19 protein-coding genes and 1 rRNA gene are annotated in these 21,204 nt (G+C 74.8%); 14 read left to right on the top strand and 6 right to left on the bottom strand.

What is annotated here, in order from left to right:
• Positions 1-121: 121 nt before the first annotated feature.
• The 9 genes from rrf to F1544_RS03080 all read left to right on the top strand — a co-directional run bounded on the left by rrf (position 122) and on the right by F1544_RS03080 (position 6,942).
• A 5S ribosomal RNA gene (gene rrf, locus F1544_RS03040) occupies positions 122-238 on the top strand.
• A gap of 168 nt (positions 239-406) precedes the next feature.
• Positions 407-1,624, top strand: a complete 1,218-nt coding sequence (locus F1544_RS03045) for a hypothetical protein (protein WP_167581983.1) — start codon at positions 407-409, stop codon at positions 1,622-1,624.
• Positions 1,621-1,905 (top strand): hypothetical protein, encoded by a 285-nt coding sequence (locus F1544_RS03050; RefSeq protein ID WP_167581985.1) that lies wholly within the window; start codon positions 1,621-1,623, stop codon positions 1,903-1,905. Before F1544_RS03045 ends, F1544_RS03050 begins: the two co-directional genes overlap by 4 nt.
• A 15-nt stretch (positions 1,906-1,920) precedes the next feature.
• A complete protein-coding gene (locus F1544_RS26080) occupies positions 1,921-2,769 on the top strand; it encodes a sulfurtransferase (RefSeq protein WP_167581987.1) in 849 nt (282 codons plus the stop codon).
• Between the two features lie 97 nt (positions 2,770-2,866).
• The gene (locus tag F1544_RS03060; protein WP_167581989.1) at positions 2,867-3,691 is read left to right on the top strand and encodes a DUF4397 domain-containing protein; all 825 of its coding nucleotides are present in this window, start codon (positions 2,867-2,869) and stop codon (positions 3,689-3,691) included.
• Positions 3,692-3,717: 26 nt separating this feature from the next.
• On the top strand, positions 3,718-4,362 hold the full coding sequence (locus tag F1544_RS03065; RefSeq protein ID WP_208971216.1) for a class F sortase: 645 nt from the start codon (positions 3,718-3,720) through the stop codon (positions 4,360-4,362).
• Positions 4,363-4,409: 47 nt separating this feature from the next.
• Positions 4,410-5,015, top strand: a complete 606-nt coding sequence (locus tag F1544_RS03070) for an RNA polymerase sigma factor (protein ID WP_208971217.1) — start codon at positions 4,410-4,412, stop codon at positions 5,013-5,015.
• Positions 5,012-5,755 (top strand): anti-sigma factor, encoded by a 744-nt coding sequence (locus F1544_RS03075; protein ID WP_167581995.1) that lies wholly within the window; start codon positions 5,012-5,014, stop codon positions 5,753-5,755. Before F1544_RS03070 ends, F1544_RS03075 begins: the two co-directional genes overlap by 4 nt.
• 167 nt (positions 5,756-5,922) lie before the next feature.
• Positions 5,923-6,942: an ADP-ribosylglycohydrolase family protein gene (locus F1544_RS03080; RefSeq protein WP_167581997.1), complete on the top strand. Its 1,020-nt coding sequence runs from the start codon at positions 5,923-5,925 to the stop codon at positions 6,940-6,942.
• Here the strand turns inward: F1544_RS03080 and F1544_RS03085 are convergent.
• The gene (locus F1544_RS03085; RefSeq protein WP_167581999.1) at positions 6,927-8,297 is read right to left on the bottom strand and encodes a 6-phospho-beta-glucosidase; all 1,371 of its coding nucleotides are present in this window, start codon (positions 8,295-8,297) and stop codon (positions 6,927-6,929) included. The two genes, F1544_RS03080 and F1544_RS03085, sit on opposite strands and share 16 nt — an antisense overlap.
• 148 nt (positions 8,298-8,445) lie before the next feature.
• Here F1544_RS03085 and F1544_RS03090 point away from each other — a divergent pair, with 148 nt between their 5' ends.
• From F1544_RS03090 to F1544_RS23880, 4 genes are read left to right on the top strand one after another with little or no spacing between them, the layout of a single operon-like run.
• Positions 8,446-9,444 (top strand): carbohydrate kinase family protein, encoded by a 999-nt coding sequence (locus F1544_RS03090; RefSeq protein WP_167582001.1) that lies wholly within the window; start codon positions 8,446-8,448, stop codon positions 9,442-9,444.
• Complete coding sequence (locus F1544_RS03095) at positions 9,441-10,826, top strand: extracellular solute-binding protein (protein ID WP_167582004.1); 1,386 nt, start codon at positions 9,441-9,443, stop codon at positions 10,824-10,826. Before F1544_RS03090 ends, F1544_RS03095 begins: the two co-directional genes overlap by 4 nt.
• A 5-nt stretch (positions 10,827-10,831) precedes the next feature.
• Positions 10,832-11,770: a carbohydrate ABC transporter permease gene (locus F1544_RS23875; RefSeq protein WP_167582007.1), complete on the top strand. Its 939-nt coding sequence runs from the start codon at positions 10,832-10,834 to the stop codon at positions 11,768-11,770.
• Positions 11,767-12,591 carry a carbohydrate ABC transporter permease gene (locus F1544_RS23880; RefSeq protein WP_167582008.1) on the top strand — a complete coding sequence of 275 codons (825 nt, stop codon included), beginning with the start codon at positions 11,767-11,769 and terminating at the stop codon, positions 12,589-12,591. Before F1544_RS23875 ends, F1544_RS23880 begins: the two co-directional genes overlap by 4 nt.
• 72 nt (positions 12,592-12,663) lie before the next feature.
• Here F1544_RS23880 and F1544_RS03110 read toward each other — a convergent pair whose 3' ends face one another.
• From F1544_RS03110 to F1544_RS23885, 5 genes are all read right to left on the bottom strand, one after another.
• Positions 12,664-14,841, bottom strand: a complete 2,178-nt coding sequence (locus tag F1544_RS03110) for a glutamine synthetase III family protein (protein ID WP_167582010.1) — start codon at positions 14,839-14,841, stop codon at positions 12,664-12,666.
• A 167-nt stretch (positions 14,842-15,008) separates the two neighbouring features.
• Positions 15,009-16,775: an alpha/beta hydrolase gene (locus F1544_RS03115; protein WP_167582012.1), complete on the bottom strand. Its 1,767-nt coding sequence runs from the start codon at positions 16,773-16,775 to the stop codon at positions 15,009-15,011.
• 130 nt (positions 16,776-16,905) lie between these two features.
• Positions 16,906-17,547, bottom strand: a complete 642-nt coding sequence (locus F1544_RS03120) for a class II aldolase/adducin family protein (RefSeq protein WP_167582261.1) — start codon at positions 17,545-17,547, stop codon at positions 16,906-16,908.
• Between the two features lie 5 nt (positions 17,548-17,552).
• Entirely contained in the window at positions 17,553-18,599 is a 1,047-nt protein-coding gene (locus tag F1544_RS03125; protein WP_167582014.1) for a zinc-dependent alcohol dehydrogenase, read from the bottom strand.
• Between the two features lie 56 nt (positions 18,600-18,655).
• Positions 18,656-19,465, bottom strand: coding sequence for a DeoR/GlpR family DNA-binding transcription regulator (locus F1544_RS23885; RefSeq protein WP_167582015.1), 810 nt, complete (start codon positions 19,463-19,465; stop codon positions 18,656-18,658).
• 127 nt (positions 19,466-19,592) lie between these two features.
• Here F1544_RS23885 and F1544_RS03135 point away from each other — a divergent pair, with 127 nt between their 5' ends.
• Positions 19,593-21,140 (top strand): xylulokinase, encoded by a 1,548-nt coding sequence (locus F1544_RS03135; RefSeq protein ID WP_167582016.1) that lies wholly within the window; start codon positions 19,593-19,595, stop codon positions 21,138-21,140.
• Positions 21,141-21,204: the final 64 nt, after the last annotated feature.

Below are 21,204 nucleotides of genomic sequence, written 5' to 3' on the forward strand. Positions count from 1 at the left end.
CATCAACTGTTGTTCGCGTCCACTGTGCGGTTCTCGGGATACAACCGAACCCACCCCAAGCACGACCCCTCGTGAGAGTGGTTGGTGTGGGGGTGTGGTGGTCGGATCCTGGTGTTTGTGGTCCGGTGGTCATAGCGGTGGGGAAACGCCCGGTCTCATTCCGAACCCGGAAGCTAAGCCTGCCAGCGCCGATGGTACTGCTCGGGAGACTGAGTGGGAGAGTAGGACGCCGCCGGACCGCTCAACGTGGGGGGTAGGGGTGTGGTTGATCGACCCGCAAGGGTCGTCAGTCACACCCCTACCCCTTCTTTCATGCCCACACCGCCGCGCTGATGCGCGAGGTGAGCCTCACCGCGGCTGTGGACGGCGACGGCGGGCCACTCCACCACCTCGCTAGCGTCAGCGCGTGACCTCCTTGCAGCGCCGGCCCGCGCTCGAACTGCCGCCGGTGAGCCGCGCGTCCCGCTGGGTGGACGCTGACGCCGCGAACCGGTGGACCACGCAGACGCTGCGGGCGAACGAGGCGCGGCTGCGAGCGGCGGCGGCACGGCGTGAGTCGGCCGTCGAGTTCCGCGCTCCCGTCCCCGCGTCGGCCGGCACCCTCTTCGTCCGCACGGGTGAGGACGTCGAGGAGCGCGACGTGTCGTGCGCCGTCGTGCGGATGGACCTCTCCGGTCCCGCGCCCGTCGTGCGGGCGTCCCTGCCCGAGGACCTGCCGCTGTTCGAGGACGCGTGGGAGCTCCTGCAGGTCCTGACCCGCTTCCGCGAGGACGCGGTCGAGGACTGGCTGGATCCGCGGCAGGCCCTCGACGAGGCGCTGGCCGCGGACCCGGAGCGTGCGGGAGCTGCTGCGGCGCAGTGGATCGCCCTGACCGGCGGCGGACCGGACGCTGTCACGGCCCACCAGGTGGTCGAGGCCGCGACCGGTGCTGCCACCGCTCCCGTCGAGGGCCTCACCTGGTCCGCGTGGGCGGACTGGTTCACCGCCCACCTCCAGCAGGTCGCCCGAGGTGAGGTCTCCCCGCCCCGGGACACCTCCCCTCCGGACCTGGTGCGGACGGGGGAGTTCGACCGGGCCGTCGACGTCGGCGCCGTGGTCGAGGAGGTGCTGGACCTCCGCTCGGACGACGTCACCGCCTGGCTGTCGCTCCCCGACCAGCCTCGCCGCCTCCACGTGTGGGCCGACCTGGGCCGCGTCCTCGGGAGCGTCACGACGGACGGTCCGGCGCTCGACGTCGCGGCGACTGCGGCCGTCGTGGTCGGGCAGCGGCGGGAGGACGGAACGCTCGAGGTCCTCGACGCCTCTCCGGAGGTGCCGCTCGACGACGGCCTCCGGAGCCGGCTGCCCGTGGCCGCCTCGGTGCTGGGTGCCTGGTTCGGCCCGAGCAGCCCCCGTCTCGACGTCCGGCCGTGGCCGGCGCAGCGGGCGCTGCTGGCCGGTGAGCCGGCCGTTGTCCTCGACGCGTGGCGACGGGAAGCCGGCGAGCTGCTCGCCCTCGACGACACGGACCTCCGCCACGCGCTGCTGCGGCTCGGGAGTGCGGTCGTCCCGGCCGGCACCCGCGGGTGGCTCGAGCGCCTCCTGTGGCGGATGGACGCCTTCCCCCTCACGGGTACGGCGTGAGGCTGGCCGTCCGCACGGACGAGCTGCGCGCCGCCGCGCAGCAGCTGGCCGACGCCGCCGACCGCGTGGGCCGGCTCACCGCGGCCCTGGACGCGCAGCGCTCCGCCGTCGCGGCCTGGGCCACGGGGCGGGCGCGGACCCGGGCCGACGCGTTCCTCGCCACCCTGCTCGACGGGGTGCGCTCGGGGGCGGAGGAGCTCGACGACCTCGCCCTGCGGACCACGGTCGCGGCGCAGGACTACGAGGACGCCGAGTCCTCCGCCCTACCCCGTCCCCGGTGACGGCACACTGCTGACGTGCCCTCCGTCCCGAGCCCGCTCGTGTCCGCCGCCGCCCTCCGCACCCGCTGCGCGGGGCAGGAGCCGCCCGTCCTGCTCGACGTCCGCTGGAGCCTGACCGGGCCGCACGGCCGGGAGGACTACGACCGCGGCCACCTCCCGGGGGCGGTGTTCGTGGACCTGGACACCGAGCTGTCCTCCGCCCGCACGGCGACCTCGGGGCGTCACCCCCTCCCCGACGTCGCCGCCCTGCAGGAGGTGCTGCGCGCCGCGGGCGTCAGCGGCTCCTCCGTGGTCGTCCTGTACGACGCGCGGGACGCGACGAGCGCGGCGCGCGGCTGGTGGGTGCTGCGCTGGGCCGGGCTGACGGACGTCGCGGTCCTGGACGGGGGTCTGGCCGCGTGGACCGCGGCGGGGGGCGAGGTGACGACCGACGTCCCGTCGCCGCCGCGCGGGGACGTCGCCCTGCGGGCGGGTGCACTGCCCGTGCTGGACGCGGACGCGGCCGCGACCCTCGCCCGCACCGGGCTGCTGCTCGACGCCCGCGCACCCGAGCGCTACCGCGGGGAGGTCGAGCCGGTCGACCCGGTGGCCGGTCACGTTCCGGGTGCGGTCAACGCGCCCACGGCCGCGAACGTCGGGCCGGACGGCACCTTCCTCCCGGCCGACGAGCTCCGGGCGCGCTTCACCGCGCTCGGTGCGGACGGGGTCCAGGTGGGCGTCTACTGCGGCAGCGGGGTGACCGCCGCGCACGAGCTCCTCGCCCTCGACGTCGCGGGCCTCACCGGAACCCTCTACCCCGGCTCGTGGTCGGAGTGGGTGACGAACCCCGAGCGTCCCGTCGCCACCGGCGCCGAGACGGGCTGAGGAAACTCCTCGCTCCCCGCTGCATCCGCGCGGGGCGTCCGCGGAGAAGGAGGAGTGAACGGGTCGCACCGCGGCCCGCGAACTCCGAGGAGAAACCGTGCGCAGAGCCTCCGTCGCCGCCGCCCTCGTGGCCGTCCCCCTCGTCGCGCTCGCCGCCCCCGCGGCCGCAGGCGCCGCGAGCACCGGGAACGCCACCGTCTCGATCCTGCACGCCGTCCCGGACCTCCCGGTCGACGTCTACGCCAACGGCAACGAGGTCGTCGGCGACTTCACCCCCGGAACCCTGACCGACCCGCTGCAGCTGCCCGCGGGCAGCTACGACCTCGCCGTCTACCCGGCCGGGGCCGACCCCGCGGCGACGCAGCCCGCCATCTCGGCGGACGACGTGACGGTTCCCGCCGGTGCGAACATCACCGTCGTCGCGCACCTCTCGGCCACCGGTACGCCCACGCTGACGCCGTTCGTCAACGCACCCGCGGACCTCGCGGCCGGCGAGGCGGAACTCACCGTCCGCCACACCGCGGCCGCCCCGGCCGTGGACGTGCGCGCCGCCGGGACCGCCGTGCTGACCGGGCTCACCAACCCGAACGAGGCCAGCATCAACGTGCCCGCCGGGACGGTCAGCGCGGACGTCACGCTGGCGGGCACGAGCACCGTCGCGATCGGGCCGGCCGACCTGACGCTGCCCGAGGGTGCGCAGACCATCGTCTACGCGTGGGGTTCCGCCGAGGCGGGGAACCTCAAGCTGGCGACGCAGACCATCACCGGTGGGGGTTCCGCTCCCGGCGGGATCCCCTCGGGTGAGGCCGGTCTCGCCGACACGGGCCTCTCCCCGTGGGTCGCCGGTGCGGGTGTCCTGCTGCTCGCGGGCGCCGGCGCGAGCGTCGTCCGGGCTCGTTCCAAGGCCGTCGCAGGCCGGTGAACCCCGTGTGGCGGCGGGAGGCGCTCGTGTCGCTGGTGCTCGCCCTGACCGGCGTGGCGCTCCTCCTGTCGTGGTGGTCGGCCCGGCCGGCCGCCGACGTGGGCGTGGTGGCGGCCCCCGCCGCCACCACCGCCCCCGCCGTCGTCGCCCTCCCGGCGGCGCCGGCGGGGGTCGCCGTTCCGCTGGTCGGAACCCGTTCCGCCGCAGTCCCACCCGTGGCTGTGGTACTCCCACCGGTGTCGCTCGACCTGCCCGACCGGCGGATCTCCGCACCGGTCCTGCCTGTCGGTGTGGATCCCGACGGGTTGCTCGAGGTCCCGCGCGACGGTGACGACGTCGGCTGGTACCGGTGGAGCGCGGTGCCCGGTGAGCCGGGGACCGCGGTGTTCGCGGGCCACGTCGACACCCTGCGCGACGGTCCCGGGGCGTTCTACGACCTGTCCCGGGCCGAACCCGGGAACCTGGTCGCCGTGACGCTCGAGGACGGTTCCGTCCGCGAGTTCTCGGTCACCGCGCGCGAGTCGTTCCCCAAGACGTCCCTGCCGGTGGACACGGTGTTCCGCCGCGGGGGAACTCCGCAGCTCGTCCTCGTGACGTGCTCCGGTCCCTTCGACGAGGACACCCGCAGCTACGAGGAGAACCTCGTGGTCACGGCCGAACCCCGGGGATGAACGGGGGCGGGTTGGCGGGGCCGGTGATCCCCCGTACCGTGCCCCCCGTGGCCCTCCGCGTCGTGCCGACCCGCGAGGAGGACGACGTCCCGACCACGGGGGCGGACCCCTTCGCGTCGGCGGACGACGAGGCGGTGGGGCGGGGCTTCGCGGCCGGGGACGAGCGCGCCTTCGCCGTGGCCTTCGCCCGGTGGGCGCCGCTCGTGCACGGGCTCGCGCTGCGCCGGCTCCCCGACGCCGACGCGCAGGACGTGGTGCAGGCCGTGTTCGTCTCCGCGTGGCGCACCCGCGCGGGCTACGACCCGGACCGCGCCCTGCCCGGGTGGCTGGTCGGCATCGCCCGGCACCGCATCGCCGACGCCGTGGCCGCCCGGCTCCGCGCGCCCGAGCTGAGCACCGTCGACGACCGCGACGGCCCCGCCGCGGAACCGGTGGTGCCCGACGCGGCCGACGCCGCCGCCGACCGCATCGTCCTGCTCGCCGAGCTGGAGCGGCTCGGCGAACCGCAGCGCACGGTGCTGCGGATGGCGTTCTTCGACGACCTGACGCACGTGCAGATCGCCGAACGGACCGACCTCCCGGTCGGTACCGTGAAGAGCCACGTGCGACGGTCGCTGCGGCGGCTGCGAGACCGGTTGGAGGGGAGCGCGTGAGTCTCCCCGACCCCACCGCGGGCCCCCACCTCACCGAGGAGGAGGCCGTCCTGGCCGCCCTCGGCGAGGCGCCGTCGCCCGCCGTCGGGCAGCACCTGCCGACCTGCGCCGCCTGCCGCGCCGAGCTCGACACCTGGCGCCGCCTCGTGACGACCGTGCGCGACGGGGAGGACGTGCCCCCCGTGCCGCTGCCCCCGGGCACGTGGGAGGCGGTCCGCCGCGAGGCCGGGCTCGCGCCCACCGCGCCGCGGCCGGACCTCTCCGTCGTCGCCCCGCGACGCGACGCTCCCCGGCGACGCGACGGTCGCGCGCGCCGCTGGCTGCCCGTGGCCGCCGCGCTGGTGGTCGGTGCGGGCCTCGGGGCGGGCGCCGTCGCCCTGCGCCCGGACCCCGTGCCCGCAGCCGCGCCCGCCGTCGCGAGCGCCGAGCTCGCGCCCGTCGCGTCCACCGGTCGCGGGAGCGCCACGGTCCGCGACGTGGACGGCCACCGCGAGCTCGACGTGTCCGTGCAGGGCGTCACCGCCGCGCCGGCCGGGGTGCTGGAGGTGTGGCTGCTCGACTCCGACGGGGGGCTGCTGGCCGTCGGGACGATGGCCGGTGACCAGCTGAACGTGCCGCTGCCCGCCGACGTCGACCTCGCGCGCTTCGCCACCGTCGACGTCTCGCGCGAACCGCTGGACGGCGACCCCGCCCACTCCTCCGACAGCGTCCTGCGAGGCGAGCTCACCCCCGAGGCCTGAGGCGGGCGCCGGCGCTGAACGGGTGACGAGCGCGGGCAGGGGTCCAGGCGTGGTCGCGGGGTCCCGACACCACGGGGTGGAGGGCGTCCTCCCGCCGATCCGCGCCCGCGTCGGTGAAGATCTCCTCCGGGCCGGCGAGGTCCCCCGGACGCCGTGAGGAGGCCCGCGTGAGCACGCTGGAGGAGTCCCGCGTGCGCGGCCTGCTCCTCGGCCTCGCGGTGGGCGAGGTCCTCGGGCGCTCCGGGGCGCGGGAGCCCACCGGGGTGCTGCGCCACGGGGTCGTCACCCAGCTCGCGTGCGCGACCGCGGACGCGACCGTGCGCTGCTCCGTCCGCTGGCTCGTCGAGGACCGGGCCGACCCGCCGCGGGAGCTGCGCGGGGCCTACCGGCGGTGGTGGCGCCGCCGCTCGGCGCCCGACGCGGCGCCGGCCGCGGACGACGGCTGGCTCGGGGGTGTGCCGCTGCTCGCCGAGGACCGCGGGCCCGCGGGCTCGACGGCGCGGGCCCTGGCGACCGGGACCGGCGGGGGTCTCGACAGCCCCGTGACCACGAGCTCGGGGTGGCACGCGCTGGCCCGGGCCCTGCCGCTGGCCACGCTCAACGTCCGCGCCGACGGCCTCGCGGCCGTGCTGGGCGCGGAGTCCGCGGCCGTCACCCACGGCCCCGGGTCCTGGTACCCCGCCGCCGCCGCCTCGCTGGTGGCGGCCTACGCGATCAGCACCGGCGACGCGGAGCAGGCCGTCGGCGCGGGGCTCTCGTCGGCCGTCGTGCACGGCGTCGACTTCGCGACCGTCGGCGTGGTCGACGACGCGGTCCGCGCGGCGCGCGAAGAGCCGGGCCGGCGGGACCGCCTGCGGGGCGGGGCCCCGGACTCCACCAGCGCGTCCGCGCTGTGGGGCGCCGTCTACTGCCTGCTCTCCCACCCCGGCCCGGGCGACGTCCCGCGCGCGCTGCGGCTGGCGCGGCAGGCCCCGTTCGCGGCCCCGGTGACCACCGTGACGGGGGCGTTCCTCGGTGCGGTGCACGGCGCGGACGCGCTGCCCCGGCGGGTCGTCACGAGCCTGGACCTGGCCTACGTCCTCGACCAGCTGGGCCGCGACCTGGCCCGCGAGGCCCGGCAGAACGCCGACGGGACGTGGGGGGCGGGCGCCGACGTCCGCTGGCGGGCCCGCTACCCCGTGGGCTGACGGTCGAAGACCGCCGCGACCTCGGGGATCCGCTCGACGTAGCCGTCCAGCAGCTGCCGGCCGACCTGCACGGAGTCCACGAGCGGGTGCAGCGCGAACGCCTTCAGCGCCTCGGACCGGTCGCCGTGCACCGCCGCGGCGATGGTGTGCCGCTCGACGGCCTTCACCTGCTGCATGAGTCCCAGCTGGTGCAGGTCGGGCGCCGCCGTCGACAGCGGGTGGACGCCGTTCGCGTCGACCGTCGTCGGCACCTCCACGACGGCGTCGTCGGGCAGGCCCGCGATCGTCCCGCCGTTGCGGACGTTGAGGATCCTGGTGGCCCGCTCGTCGCGGCTGACGGCCGCCATGACGGCGAGCGCGACCCCCGCGTACCCCTGCTGCGACGGGTCGAGCTCGGGCTGGTCGACGTGCGCGGGGCGCCCCTGCTCACCGCCCTTCGCCTCGGCCATGTAGCTGGCGCTGCGGGCCGTGACCGTCTCGCGCCACAGGTCCGCGGCCCCCTCACCGGCCGTGCGCAGCCGCTCGTAGAACTCGCCCTGCGTCGCGAGGAGGAACTCCCCGCGCGTCTGCGGCGAGGCCGTGATCGCGCGCACCGCCTCGCGGTTGGCGTAGTAGTAGTACAGGTACTCGTTGGGGACCGAGCCGAGCGTCCGCAGCCAGTCGCGGCCGAAGACGATCCCCTCCTCGAGCACGTCGAGCGCGGCGTCGTCGGCCAGCAGGCGGGGCAGCACGTCGACCCCGTCGTGCAGGACGCGGCGCATCCAGCCGAGGTGGTTCAGGCCCACGTAGTCCATCTGCACCCGGTTCGGGTCCAGCCCCAGCAGTCCCGCGACGCGGCGGCCGAGCCCGGAGGGCGTGTCGCAGATCCCGAGGACGCGGTCGCCCAGCACCGACTGCATCGCCTCGGTGATGATCCCGGCCGGGTTGGTGAAGTTCAGCACGTACGCCTGGGGGGCCAGGCGGCGCACCTGCTCGGCGACGTCCAGCATGAACGGCACGGTGCGCAGGGCGTAGGCGAGGCCGCCGGGGCCGGTCGTCTCCTGGCCCAGGACACCGAGGTCCAGGGCGACGCGCTCGTCGCAGCAGCGCCCCCGCAGACCGCCGATGCGGACGGCGGCGAAGACGAAGTCGCTGCCCTGCAGCGCCTCGGGGAGCGACGTGGTCGCGACGACCCGCGGGGCGTCGGGGAAACCCCGGGAGATCTGCTCCAGGACGCGCTGCATGCCCGCGAGCCGCTCCGGGTCCACGTCGTGCAGCGCGACCTCCTCCACGCGCGGGTTCCCGGTGTCGCGCAGGAGGGCCTGGTACACGTAGGGGGTGCGGAACCCGCCGCCGCCGAGGATGCAGAGCTTCACGGGAGACGACGGTAGCAGCGGCCCGCGGGGGGTCGCAGAACTGCCGCGGACGGGCCGCGGGGGCTCTCCTTGCGTGAGTTCGCACCCCGTGCCCATACTCGGTCGCGCCCGGTCCCGGGTGGGACCGACGGGGAGGACACCGGTCGTCGTGCACTCGGCTCCACCCGCGCCGCCGGTTCCCGTCGACGCGGCGTTCGGCGGGATCGTGTTCTGCGACCTGGTGTTCTCGGGCGTGCAGCTGCCCCGGCCGGGCGCGGAGGTCTACGCCGACGGCTTCGTGCTCACCCCCGGCGGAACCGCGAACCGGGCCGTGGCCACCGCCCGGCTGGGCCTGCGGACGGCGCTGCTGGCCGTGCTCGGCCGCGACCTGTTCGGCAACCACCTGCTCTCGCTGCTCGCGGCGGAGGAGAACCTCGACCTGCGCTGGGTGCAGCAGCACGCCTCCGCGCACACCGCGCTGACCGTCGCCGTGACCGACGAGCACGACCGCAGCTTCATCACCTACGAGGAGCCGGACACCGCCGTGCCGGCCGCGTGGCCGGGCCCCGCTCCCGCGTCCCGCACCTGCCACGTCAGCGTCGCCGGCCCCCTGCCCGCCTGGGTCGCGCCGCTGCGCCGCGGCGGGACCACGGTGTTCGGCGGGGTGGGCTGGGACGCGAGCCACCGCTGGTCCCCGGACGTCCTGGACCGCCTCGGCGAGGTGGACGTCTTCGTGCCCAACGAGGTGGAGGCCACCAGCTACACCCGCACCGGGGACCCGGCGGCCGCGGCCCGGGTCCTCGCCGAGCGCGTGGGCACCGTCGTCGTCACCCGCGGCGGCCGCGGGGCGATCGCGGTCGACGCGGGCACGGGGGAGTGGGTCGACGTCCCGGCGGTGGCCGTCCGGGCGGTCGACCCCACGGGGGCGGGCGACGTGTTCACCTCGGGCCTCATGACGGGCACCGTCCTCGGCTGGGACCTCGCGACCCGCGTCCGCTTCGCCGGCCTCGTCGCCTCGCTGTCCGTGCGGACGCTCGGCGGCGCCACGAGCGCGCCGCGGCCCCGCGACGTGCTGGACTTCCTCGAGCGGGAGCGCCCCGCCGGCGACTTCCGCCAGATCCACGACTGGGCGGCCACCGGCCGCGACAACCCCCCGGAGGACACGTGACCAGCACCTCGAGCGGCAGCTCCCCCCGTCGCCCCCTCGCCCGGCGCTCCGTCCTCGCGGGCGCGCTCGCCGCGGCCGGCGCGGGCCTCGCGGCCTGCGCCCCCGGCAGCTCCGGCCCCTCCGGTGGCGCCTCGAGCTCCGCGCCGGTCTCCACCGACGCGGCGTCGCTGGGCGACGTGACGCTCGCGGTGTGGGACCAGAACACCGACGAGGGGATCAACGCGGCGCAGGAGAAGCTCAACGCGGCGTTCATGGCGGCCTACCCCAACATCACGGTGGAGCGGACCGTGCGCTCCTTCGACGACCTCAAGACGACGCTGCGCCTGGCGCTGTCGGGGGACGTCGCCCCCGACGTCGTGCAGGCGAACCAGGGCTACCCGGACATGGGGGCGTTCGTGCAGGCGGGCCTCCTGCAGTCCCTGAACCCGTGGGCGGACGCCTACGGCTGGACGAAGCGCTACCCCGCCGACCTGCTGAGCCTCAACCGGTTCTCCGCCGACGGCGCGACGTGGCGCGACGGCGACCTCTTCGGCGTCTCCCAGACCGGGGAGATGGTGGGCGTCTACTACGACAAGGCCGTGCTGGCCCGGGCCGGGGTGCAGCCGCCCACGACGATGGACGAGTTCACGGCGTCGCTGCCGACGATCCTCGCGGCCGGTGAACTGCCCATCCAGTACGGCGACGCCGACAAGAGCCCCGGCATCCACCTGTTCGGCGTCGCCCTCGCGACGATGGCCGGGGCCAAGGCGGCCGGTGCCCTGGTCTCCGGTGCCGGCGGGGCCTGGACCGATCCCGCGGTCGTCGCCGCGGCGACCGCGCTGCAGCAGTGGGCGCAGGCCGGGTACCTCCCCGCCGGGCACAACGGCGTGGCCGAGGACGACGCCGTCGCGCGCTTCGGTCAGGGCCAGGGCGCCTACATGCTCAACGGCACCTGGCAGCTCGCGACGCTGCAGGCGGCGCTCGGCGCCGACGTCGGCTTCACGGCCCTCGCCGGGACCGGCGGCACCCCCGAGACGCTCGGCGGGATCGGCCTCGCCTGGGCCGTCTCGGCGAAGACCGCGAACGCCAACGCGGCCGCCGCCTACGTCGACTTCCTCACCAACGCCGCCGCCGGCCAGGTCCTCGTCGACACCGGGAACCTCCCCGCGGTGTTCCCCGAGGGCTACACGGCTCCCGCGGGCACGCTGGCGGGCGACGTCGCGACCTCGTGGCAGGCCGTCAGCCAGGGCGGCGGCCTCGTGCCCTACCTCGACTACGCGACCCCCACCTTCTACGACACCCTCACCGCCGGCATCCAGCAGCTGACCGGCGGCCGGCAGGACCCGCAGCAGTTCACCGAGGCGCTGCAGGCCGACGACGCCGCGTTCCGGAAGGGCGCCTGACCCCCGTGGCCACCGTCACCCCGGCCCGGGCTCACGGACCACGGCCCCGCGCACCGAGGCCCCGCGGACCACGGCCCCGCCGGCAGTGGAAGGCCTACCTCTACCTCGCGCCGGCGCTCGCCGTCCTGGGCACGTTCCTCCTCTACCCGTTCGCGCAGAGCATCTGGATCTCGCTCTTCGACTGGAACGGGCTCTCCCTGGCCACGTGGACGGGTCTCGGCAACTACCGGGACATGGCGGGCGACCCGGTCGTGCGGGCGGCCTTCGGGCACGCCCTCGTCCTCATCGCGTTCTTCGCGGTCCTGCCGGTGGTGCTCGCCCTCCTCCTCACGGCCGTCATGGGGCGTGCGGTGCGGATGCGCGGCCTCGGCTTCTTCCGCGCCGTCCTGTTCCTGCCGCAGGTGGTCGCCTCGGTCGTCGTGGCGACCTCGTGGCTCGCGCTCTACGCCCCGGACGGGCTGGTCAACCAGCTCCTGCGCCTCGTCGGGCTCGAGGTCGCCACGCGGGCGTGGCTCGGCGACTTCGGCACGGCGCTGCCCGCGGTCGGCCTCGTCGGCAGCTGGGTGGGCATCGGCCTGTGCCTGGTCCTCTTCCTCTCCGGCGTCGCGCAGATCGACCGGGAGCTCTACGAGGCGGCGCGGCTGGAGGGCGCGGGCCTCTTCCGGGAGTTCTTCGCCGTGACCCTGCCGGGGCTGCGCGGGCAGATCGCCGTGGCGCTGACGCTCACGGTGGTCGCGGCGCTGAAGACCTTCGACCTCGTCTACGTCACGACCAGCGGGGGCCCGGGCACGTCGACGACGGTCCCGGCCCTGCTCGCCTACGACCGCGCCTTCCGCACCGGCCAGGTCGGGTCGGCGTGCGCGATCGGCGTGACGCTGGCGGTCCTCATCCTCCTCGTGACCCTGCTCGTCTCCCGCGTGCAGCCGGCGGAGGAGGACGCGTGAGGATCAGCCGCGCCGAGGCGGTGCTCAACTACGTCCTCCTCGGCGTCTTCGCCGTCGCCGCCCTGACCCCGCTCGTGGGCGTCCTCCTCGCGGCGGTCACCCCGCAGGGCGAGGGGCGCTACGGGTTCCAGCTGCCTTCGCGCATCGCGCTGGGCAACTTCGCGACGGCCTGGCGCGACGGCGGGTTCTCGCACTACCTGCTCAGCAGCGCGCTGGTCGTCCTGGGCGTCGTCGCGCTCACGACCGTGCTGTCGGTCCTCGCCGGCTTCGCCTTCGCGACCCTGCGCTTCCCCGGCCGCCGCGTCCTGTTCTACGTGTTCCTGCTGGGCCTGATGGTGCCGCTGGAGTCGTTCGTCATCCCGCTCTACTACACGCTGCGCGGGTGGGGCCTGACGGACACCTACTGGTCGCTGCTGTTCCCGCAGACGGCGCAGTCGCTCGCGTTCGGCACGTTCTGGATGCGCACGACGTTCCGGGCCTTCCCCGTGAGCGTGCTGGAGGCGGCGCGCCTGGACGGCGCGGCCGACCGGGTGCTCCTGTGGCGCATCCTCGTCCCCAGCGCGCGCCCGGCCCTGACGACGATGGGCCTGCTCATCGCGCTCTGGACCTGGAACGAGTTCCTGCTGCCGCTGGTGATGATCTCCAGCGAGACGTGGCGCACGGCGCCGCTCGGGCTGGCCTTCTTCCAGGGGCAGTTCACGACGCAGACGTCGCTGCTCGCGGCCGCGGCGACGATCATCGCCCTGCCGATCGTCGTGCTGTACCTGTTCCTACAGCGCCGGTTCATCGCCGGGATGCTGGCGGGGGCCGTCAAGGGCTGAGCGGTCCGGGCGCACGACGACGGCGGTGCGTGAGCTCCGCACCGCCGTCGTCGTCCCCGCTGCTCCGAGGACCTACTTGATGAAGAGCATCTCCTGGTAGGTGGCCAGCGGCCACAGGTCGTCCGCCACCAGCGTCTCGATCTCGTCGGCCGCGGCGCGCACGGCGTCCATCGCCGGGAGCAGCCCGTCGCGGGCGTGCTCGGCCTCGGCCAGCGGCGTGGTCGCCCCGTCGTGGGCCAGGGCCGCGCGCAGCGCCTTCAGCCCTGCGCGGAGGGCGACGACCGGCGCCGTGAACTCCGCCAGCATCGTCGTGTCACCCTCGACGCCGGCGGCCGTGAGCGCCGCGACGTTCTGCGCGAGCTCCGTCTGGTAGCGCACGGCGGCCGGCAGGACGCTCGTGGTGGCCATCTCGAGGGTGAGCTTGGCCTCCACGGTGATGCTCAGCGCGTACTGCTCGAGCGCGACCTCGTAGCGGCTGTGCATCTCCCGCGGGGACAGCACGCCGTACTTGTCGAACAGCGCCAGGGACTCCTCGGAGATGAGCTCGGGCACCGCGTCGAGGGTCGTGCGCAGGTTCTTCAGGCCCCGCGCCTCCGCCTCGGTCTGCCAGTCCTCGGAGTACCCGTCGCCGTTGAAGACGACCGCGCCGTGGTCGGTGACGATCTCCTCGAGGACCTTCTGCACGGCGTGGTTGAAGTCCTCGCCGGCCGCGACGCGCTCCTCCAGCGCGGTGGCGATGTGGTCCAGCGCTTCGGTGACGATCGTGTTGATCGTGTAGACGGGGGAGGCGATGGACTGGTTGGAGCCCGGGGCGCGGAACTCGAAGCGGTTGCCCGTGAACGCGAAGGGGCTCGTGCGGTTGCGGTCGCCCGGGTCGGTCGGCAGGACCGGCAGCGTGTCGACGCCGATGGTCATCGTGCCCTTGTCCTTCGACGACGTCGCCCCGCCCTTGGCGACCTGGTCGAAGACGTCGGCCAGCTGCGCGCCCAGGAAGATCGAGATGATGGCCGGCGGGGCCTCGTTCGCGCCGAGGCGGTGGTCGTTGGTCGCGGAGGCGACCGAGGCCCGCAGCAGCCCGCCGTACTTGTGCACCGCCCGGATGACGGCCGCGCAGAAGACGAGGAACTGCGCGTTGTCGTGCGGGTTGTCGCCCGGCAGCATGAGGTTGCCGACGGTGGTGCTGCCGAAGGAGAAGTTGACGTGCTTGCCGGAGCCGTTGACGCCCTCGAACGGCTTCTCGTGGAAGAGCAGCTCCATGCCGTGCTTGTGGGCCATGCGCTTCATGGTCACCATCAGCAGCTGCTGGTGGTCCGCGGCCAGGTTGGAGCGCTCGAACATGGGCGCGATCTCGAACTGCCCCGGCGCGACCTCGTTGTGGCGGGTCTTCGCGGGGATGCCCAGCTTGAACAGCTCGCGCTCGGTGTCGAGCATGAAGGCCAGCACCCGCTCCGGGATGGCCCCGAAGTAGTGGTCGTCGAACTCCTGGCCCTTGGGCGGCTTGGCGCCGAACAGCGTGCGGCCGGAGTTCAGCAGGTCGGGCCGCGACAGGAAGAAGTGCCGGTCGATGAGGAAGTACTCCTGCTCGGGCCCGGCGTAGGACACGATCGCGCCCGGGTCGTCGTGGCCGAACAGCTTCAGGACGCGGGCCGCCTGCGTGGCCATGGCCTGCTGCGAGCGCAGCAGCGGCGTCTTGTGGTCCAGCGCCTCCCCCGTCATGGAGACGAAGACGGACGGGATGCACAGGGTGTTGCCGTTGGGGTTCTCGAGCACGTACGCGGGGCTCGTGGCGTCCCAGCCGGTGTAGCCGCGCGCCTCGAACGTCGAGCGCAGGCCGCCGTTGGGGAAGCTCGACGCGTCCGGCTCGCCCTGCACGAGGGTCTTGCCGGCGAACTCCGCGATCGAGGAGCCGTCGTCGCCGGGCTCCAGGAAGCTGTCGTGCTTCTCCGCGCTGGAGTGGGTCAGGGGGTAGAAGACGTGCGCGTAGTGGGTCGCGCCCTTCTCCATCGCCCAGTCCTTCATGGCGGAGGCGACCGCGTCGGCGACGGAGGGGTCCAGGGGCCGGGACAGCTCGATCGTCGCGACGACGGACTTGAAGACGGCCTTCGGGAGCCGCTTCTGCATCTCGGCCTTCGTGAAGACGTTGGCGCCGAAGATGTCGCCGGGCGCCTCCGCGTGGTCGAAGGACGAGGCCGGGGGCTGGTAGGCCATCACCGCGGTGATCGCTTGCCGGCGGGCGCTGCTGCCGCTCATGGGGTGCTCCTGGGCGTCTCGCGGGACGGCCGGAGCGGGAACGACCCGGCCGCACGGGTCACCGCGGACCCTAGGGACCTCGTGCACCGATCGTGTTTCGTCCGTGTGTCCGGCGGATGCCGTGACTGACCGTCACGCCACCTGACGCGTCGCCGCGAGCCCGGCGGTCACTCGAGGGGCTCGGTGCCCGTCCCGTCGGCCGGCCCGGTCGAGGCCCGCCAGGCGGTCACGGCCGCCTGCTGCTCCGCCGGGGCGCCGGCGGCGACGTGGTCGGCGAGGAGGTCGTAGAACTCGCGGATGGTCCAGGGCGTCCAGCCGTGCGGCTGGTCCCGGCCGAACGCGTAGGTCACGTTCGAGCCCTCGAGCTCGTCGACGCGCGCCTTGAAGGCGTTGACCGCGACGTTGAGGAAGAAGGTGTCCGCGTCACCCACGTAGATCGTCAGCTGGCCGTCGAGCTTGTCGCGCAGCTGGTCCCAGTGCCCCTCGACGTGGGCGGCGAGGTCGAAGGCCTCCCAGGCGGCGGACACGTCGTGGTCGATGACGCCGGTCGCCTTGTCGAACACGGGCGCGGGGTAGCCGTCGTCGCCGCGCGGGGAGAAGACGGCCTGCCACACGTCCCACTGCCCCAGCCCCGAGCGGCCGCGGCTGCCCAGCGCCCGCTCCCAGCCGTTCTCCTGACCGACCGTGAACAGGGCCTTGCCGCTCACCTCGCGCGCCGCGGGCACGGGCGCGTCGAGGTAGGCGTGGCGGGTCGCGTAGGCGTTGTCGTCGCCGTAGACGTCGACGAGCTCGACGGCGTGGAAGTCCAGCGGGTCCGGGTAGCCGACCCAGGCGCCCCGGTACAGGTCCGGGTAGAAGACCTGCGTGGCCGCGGCCTCCCAGCCCCCGGTCGACCCCCCGGAGAGCACCCGGCCCCACGCGGCGCCGACCGTCCGGAACCGCCGGTCGAGCTCCGGGAGCAGCTCGGTGTGCAGCGCCGTGCCGTACGGGCCGAGGTTCGCGCTGTCCACGGCGTAGGAGTCGTCGTAGTACGGGTTCTCGTGCCGCAGGGTCACGGTGATGAAGGCGGGCGCCGTCCCCGACAGCCAGAAGGCGCTGAACGGGGTGCTGCCGTCCTCCGCGAAACCGCGGGGGGCGTCACCCGGGAAGTGCCCGTGGTTCACCTCGACGGGGTACCGGACGGCGCCGTTGGCCGGGTCGTCGTAGCCCGCGGGCAGCAGGACGTCGGCGCCGACGAACATGTCGCGGCCCCAGAACTCCGACAGCGCCGCGCTGCAGATCTTCACGTGCCGCACGTGCTCGGAGTCGGTGGGGTTGCCCTGCTGGGCCGTACCCCCCTCGGGCACCGGCTGGGACGGGGCGAGCGCGGAGTCGAGGGTGAGCTGCAGCGGTGGCCGCTCGCCCGTGCCGTCGACCGAGACCTCGACGACCGGGCCGTACAGGTTCCCCGCGGAGGCGAAGACGTCGTGGCCGTCGCCGCCGGGCAGGTGCAGGTCGACCTCCGCGCCGTCGGAGCGGGAGAAGTGCGTGTAGACGTTGAGGAACGCCTGGGCGCGGTAGCGGCCCGCGGGCAGCGCCGCGGCGTCGGCGAGCGGGAACCCGTCGGCCGGCGCGCCGAGCGGGACGGGAGTGCTGCGCCCGGGCGCCAGGCCGGTGACGTCGAGGCCCCAGAACGGGGCACCGTCGGCGACGTCGCGCACCTGCTCGCGCGGCTCACCGTCCTCGTCGGTGGTCAGGACGACGTAGACCCGGCCCGTCACGGCGGCGTCGACGACGCCGTCGGCGAGGGTCACCGTCGCGGTCCACGGGGCCGGTCCCGCACCCGCGGCGGGACGCGGGGCCGCGGAGGGGGAGGCGGCGCTGCCCAGCACCGCCGCGGTGGCCCCTGCTCCGACCACCGCGCCCACGACCCAGCGGCGGGACGGTCCGGTCACGGGGAGCTCCTGGGGTGGCGCAGCGGGCGGGGTCCCCGGAACGTAGCAGCGGTACCTGGGCCGGGGCAGACCCGTTCGTGTGGACCTCCGGTGCGCTCAGGCGTCCCCTGCGCTCAGGCGTCCCCTGCTCTCACACGTCCCGGGACTGCCCGTACCCGCCGAACCGCTGGACGACGTGCGCGACCTCCTCGTCGGGCAGCAGGGCCGGGGTCCCGATGGCGCTGGCCCGCATCCAGACGTCGCACAGCCACTCCAGCTGCCGCGCCCGGTCGTAGGCCGCGCCCAGCGAGGCCCCCGTGCAGATCGTCCCGTGGTGCTTCATCACGCAGCCGCTGCGCCCCTGCAGGGCGCGGGAGACGTTGTCGCGCAGCTCGGTCGTGCCGTAGGTGGCGTAGGGCGCGACGCTGACGGGACCGCCGAACATGGCGAGCTGGTAGTGCACGGCCGGCACGTCGTCGCGCAGCAGGGACATCGCCGTGGCCGCGGTCGAGTGGGTGTGCACGACGGCCTGCGCCCCGTGCTCGGTGTAGCAGACCAGGTGCAGCGGGAGTTCCACGGTCGGCTTGAGGGCCCCGTCCACGACGGTGCCCTCGAGGTCGACGACCACGACGTCCTCGGGGCGCATGGTGTCGTAGGCGGTCCCGCTCGGCGTGCAGACGACGAGGTCGCCGCAGCGCTGCGACACGTTCCCGGAGGTGCCGACGACCAGCCGGTCGCGCACCATCCGCTGGGCGAGCGCGACGACGGCCGCGCGCTCCCCGGCCAGCAGCAGGTCGGTCACGACGCCTCCAGGGGGGTGAGCAGGTACTTGGCGCCGCGGCCCGCGGCCATGTCCTCGAGGCTCTCGACGAGCGCCTCGAGCGGGCGACGTTCGGAGATCAGCGACTCCCCGTCGAGGTCGCCGGAGCTGAGGAGGTCCAGCGCGGTCTTGACGTACTGCGGCGTGTGGTGGAACACGCCCTTCAGCGTGTACTCGCTGTAGTGCATGGCGACCGCGTCGACGGAGAACCGCGACCCGGCCTTCGGCCCGCCGAACAGCAGCGCCGTCCCGCCGGGGCGCAGGCTCTCGACGGTCTGCTCCCACACCTCGGGCAGGCCCACGGCCTCGACGGCGACGTCGGCGCCCCGGCCGCCCTCGGTGAGCTCGCGCACGGCGGCCGAGCGGTCGGCCGTCGTGGCCAGGTCGGTGAGGTCGACGGTGTGCGCCCCCGCCTCGCGCGCCTGCGCGAGCCGGGTCGCGGACCGGTCGGTCGCGATCACCCGCGCCCCGCGCAGCCGGGAGAGCCGGACGAACATCAGGCCGATGGGCCCGCAGCCGTGCACGACGACGGTGTCCCCGAGGGCGATCCCGGCCTCGGCCATCCCGTGCACGACGGTGGCCAGGGGTTCCAGCGGGGCGGCGGAGGCGAAGCTCACCGAGTCCGGCAGCACGTAGGTGTTCCGGCTGACGATCGCCGCGGGGATGACGACCTGCTCGGCGAAGGCGCCGTTGAGGAACTCGAGGTTCTCGCACAGGCTCGGCCGCTGCTTGGTGCACGCCCAGCAGTGCCCGCAGGGGGCGGTGTTCGCGGCGACGACGCGCTGGCCGACCTCGAACCCCTCCACCCCCGGCCCGACCTCGTCGACGACGCCGGCGAACTCGTGGCCGAACCGGCTCGGCAGGACGGGGAACAACTTGGGGTGGCCGCGGCGGTAGGACTTGAGGTCCGTGCCGCAGGTGGCCGCGGCGTGCACGGCGACCGAGACCTCCCCCGGGCCGGGGACGGTGCGGGGGACCTCCTCGATGCGGAGGTCGCCGGGGCCGTGGAAGACGGCTGCGCGCATGAGCTGCTCCGATGGTCTGCGTGGCAGGGGGTTGGCGTGGTTCGGGTCGGCGGGGATCAGGGGGGCGGGGGTTCGGTGTCGTGGTCCTCGGGCGGCACGTCCACCACCTCGACCCGCACGCCGGCGGCGGCGAGGGACTCGAGGTGCTCGGGGGCCGTCTGCCGGTCGACGATGACGACGTCGAAGACGTCGACCCCGATGACGCGGTGGGGGGCGCGGGCCGCGAACTTCGTGCTGTCGGCGAGCAGGATCTTCAGCTCGCCCATCTCGATGAACACCCGCTTGCGGCGGGCGGCGTCGGGCGTCGGGTAGAGCAGGAAACCCTGGTGGACCGCGGCCGCCGACATCACCACGGCGTCGGCGTTCAGCGTCAGCAGCTGGTCCATCACCGACGGCCCGTCGAAGGAGTCGAGGTTGCGGTCGTACTGCCCGCCGAGGCAGACGAGGTCGATGTCGGGGTCGGCCGCCGCCGCGGTGATCGTCGGCAGGAAGTTCGTGATGATCGTCAGGGGCCGCAGTGCCGCGAGGTGGGGGAGCAGCGCGGCGACGGTCGTCGAGTCGTCGAGCGCGAGGGACATCCCGGGGCGCAGGTGGGCCATCGCCGCGCGGGCGAGCGCCTGCTTGGTCGAGGCCTGCTGGCGCCGGCGGAGGTTCACGTTCCGCTCGTGCAGCCGCAGGCTGGCCGTGCGCGCGCTGCCGCGGGTCCGCTCCAGCCAGCCCTCCGCGGCGAGGACGTCGAGGTCGCGGTGGATCGTCATCGGGCTCACGCCGAAGCGCTCGGCGAGGTCCTCGATGCGGGCGGTGCCGGCGTCCTGCACGAACTGCGCGATCGCCTGTCGGCGACGGGAGGGGACGTCGGGGGCCACGGCGCGTCTCCTTCGGCGGCGAGTGAACGAGCGGAAACGTAACACGATTCGTTACCGATCCACCGCTTGACATGTGAGGTTCAACATCCGGACCATGGGCTCGCGACCCTGCGGCGACGGCGCTGCGGTGGCACTCGAAGGAGAGGGCGACGAGACGGTGGGCAGAGAAGGTGCGGACCTCGTGCTCGCGGTCGACTGCTCCACCACGGCCGCGAAGGCCGTCGTCTTCGACGCGACCGGGCGGGCGCTGGCCACGGGCCGCCACCCCATCCCCCTGACCCGCTCCGCCGTCGGCATCCCCGGCGCCCACGAGCAGCACGCCGACGACTGGTGGTCGGCGACGTGCGTCGCGGTCCGGGCCGTCGTCGCCCAGGTCGACGCCACCCGCATCGCCTCGGTCACCGTGACGCACCAGCGCGAGTCCTTCGTCTGCCTCGACGGGGTCGAGGAGCTGCGGCCGGCGATCCTCTGGCTGGACTCCCGCGCCCGCCGCGAGGTCGAGGAGCTCGGCAGCACCCGCGTGCACGAGGTGTCGGGGCGCCCGCCGGACACGACGCCGTCGCTGTACAAGATCGCGTGGCTGGCCCGCCACGAACCCGCGGTGATCGAGCGCGCGACCCGCATCGGCGACGTCGGTGCCTACCTGTCGCTGCGCCTGACCGACCGCTGGGCGTCCAGCTGGGCCAGCGCCGACTCCACGGGCCTCATGGACATGCGGACCCTGAGCTGGTCGGCGGAGCTGTGCGACCTCGCGGGCATCCGCGTCGAGCAGCTGCCGGTGTGCGTGCGCCCGGGCGACGTCGTCGGCGAGGTCACGGCCGCGGCCGCCGCCGCCACGGGTCTGCGTGCCGGGACGCCGGTCGTCGCGGGCGGCGGGGACGGGCAGTGCGCCGCCATCGGCGCCGGCGCCGTGGCACCCGGCACCCTCTACCTCAACGTGGGCACGGCGCTGGTCTGCGGCAGCGTCTCCGCGGACTACAGCTTCGACCGCAGCTACCGCACGGTCGCCGCGGCCGGCGGTTCCGGCTACCTGCTCGAGGCGTTCCTGTCCTCCGGCACGTACCTGGTCACCTGGTTCTGCGAGACGTTCGGCCCGTTCGGGTCCACGGGCGTCGCCCTGGCCCCCGAGGAGCTCCTCGAGGTGGCGGCCGCGAAGATCGCGCCGGGGTCGGGCGGGCTGCTCGCGCTGCCCTACTGGAACGGCGCGCAGACCCCGCACTGGGACGCGGCCGCCCGCGGCGCCGTCGTCGGCTGGACCGGCGGGCACACCCGCGCGCACCTGTACCGGGCCCTCCTGGAGGGCATCGCGTTCGAGGCGAAGACCCTCGTCGACGGCGTCGCGGCCGCCGTCGGCGCCCCGCACACGCGCCTGGTCACCGGGGGCGGTTCCCGCAGCGCGCTGTGGGCGCAGGTCCTCGCCGACGTCAGCGGTTCGCCGCTCGTGCTGTGCGCGGAACCCGAGACGACCGCGCTGGGCGCCGGGATGATCGGCGCGACCGCGGCCGGGCTGCACCCGGACCTGGCGGCGGCCGCGGCGGCCATGGGGCACCTCGGGCGGACCGTGGTCCCCGACCCGGCGGCCGTGGCCGTCTACGCGGACCTCGGCGAGATCCACGCGACGCTCTACTCCGCGCTGCGGCCCGCCATGACCGCGCTCCGCGCCTACAGCCCCTGAACCCCGGGGCCGCACCCGTCCCCGCAGACCACCCTCCCTGGAGAGCTCCGGGGAGCTCCACGAC

The organism is Kineococcus rubinsiae, assembly GCF_011839805.1.
GTDB lineage: Bacteria > Actinomycetota > Actinomycetes > Actinomycetales > Kineococcaceae > Kineococcus > Kineococcus rubinsiae.

Coding starts and splice junctions, on each gene's coding strand:
- F1544_RS03110 (WP_167582010.1), bottom strand. CDS start 14,841: ATGAGCGGCAGCAGCGCCCGCCGGCAAGCGATCACCGCGGTGATGGCC.
- F1544_RS03125 (WP_167582014.1), bottom strand. CDS start 18,599: ATGCGCGCAGCCGTCTTCCACGGCCCCGGCGACCTCCGCATCGAGGAG.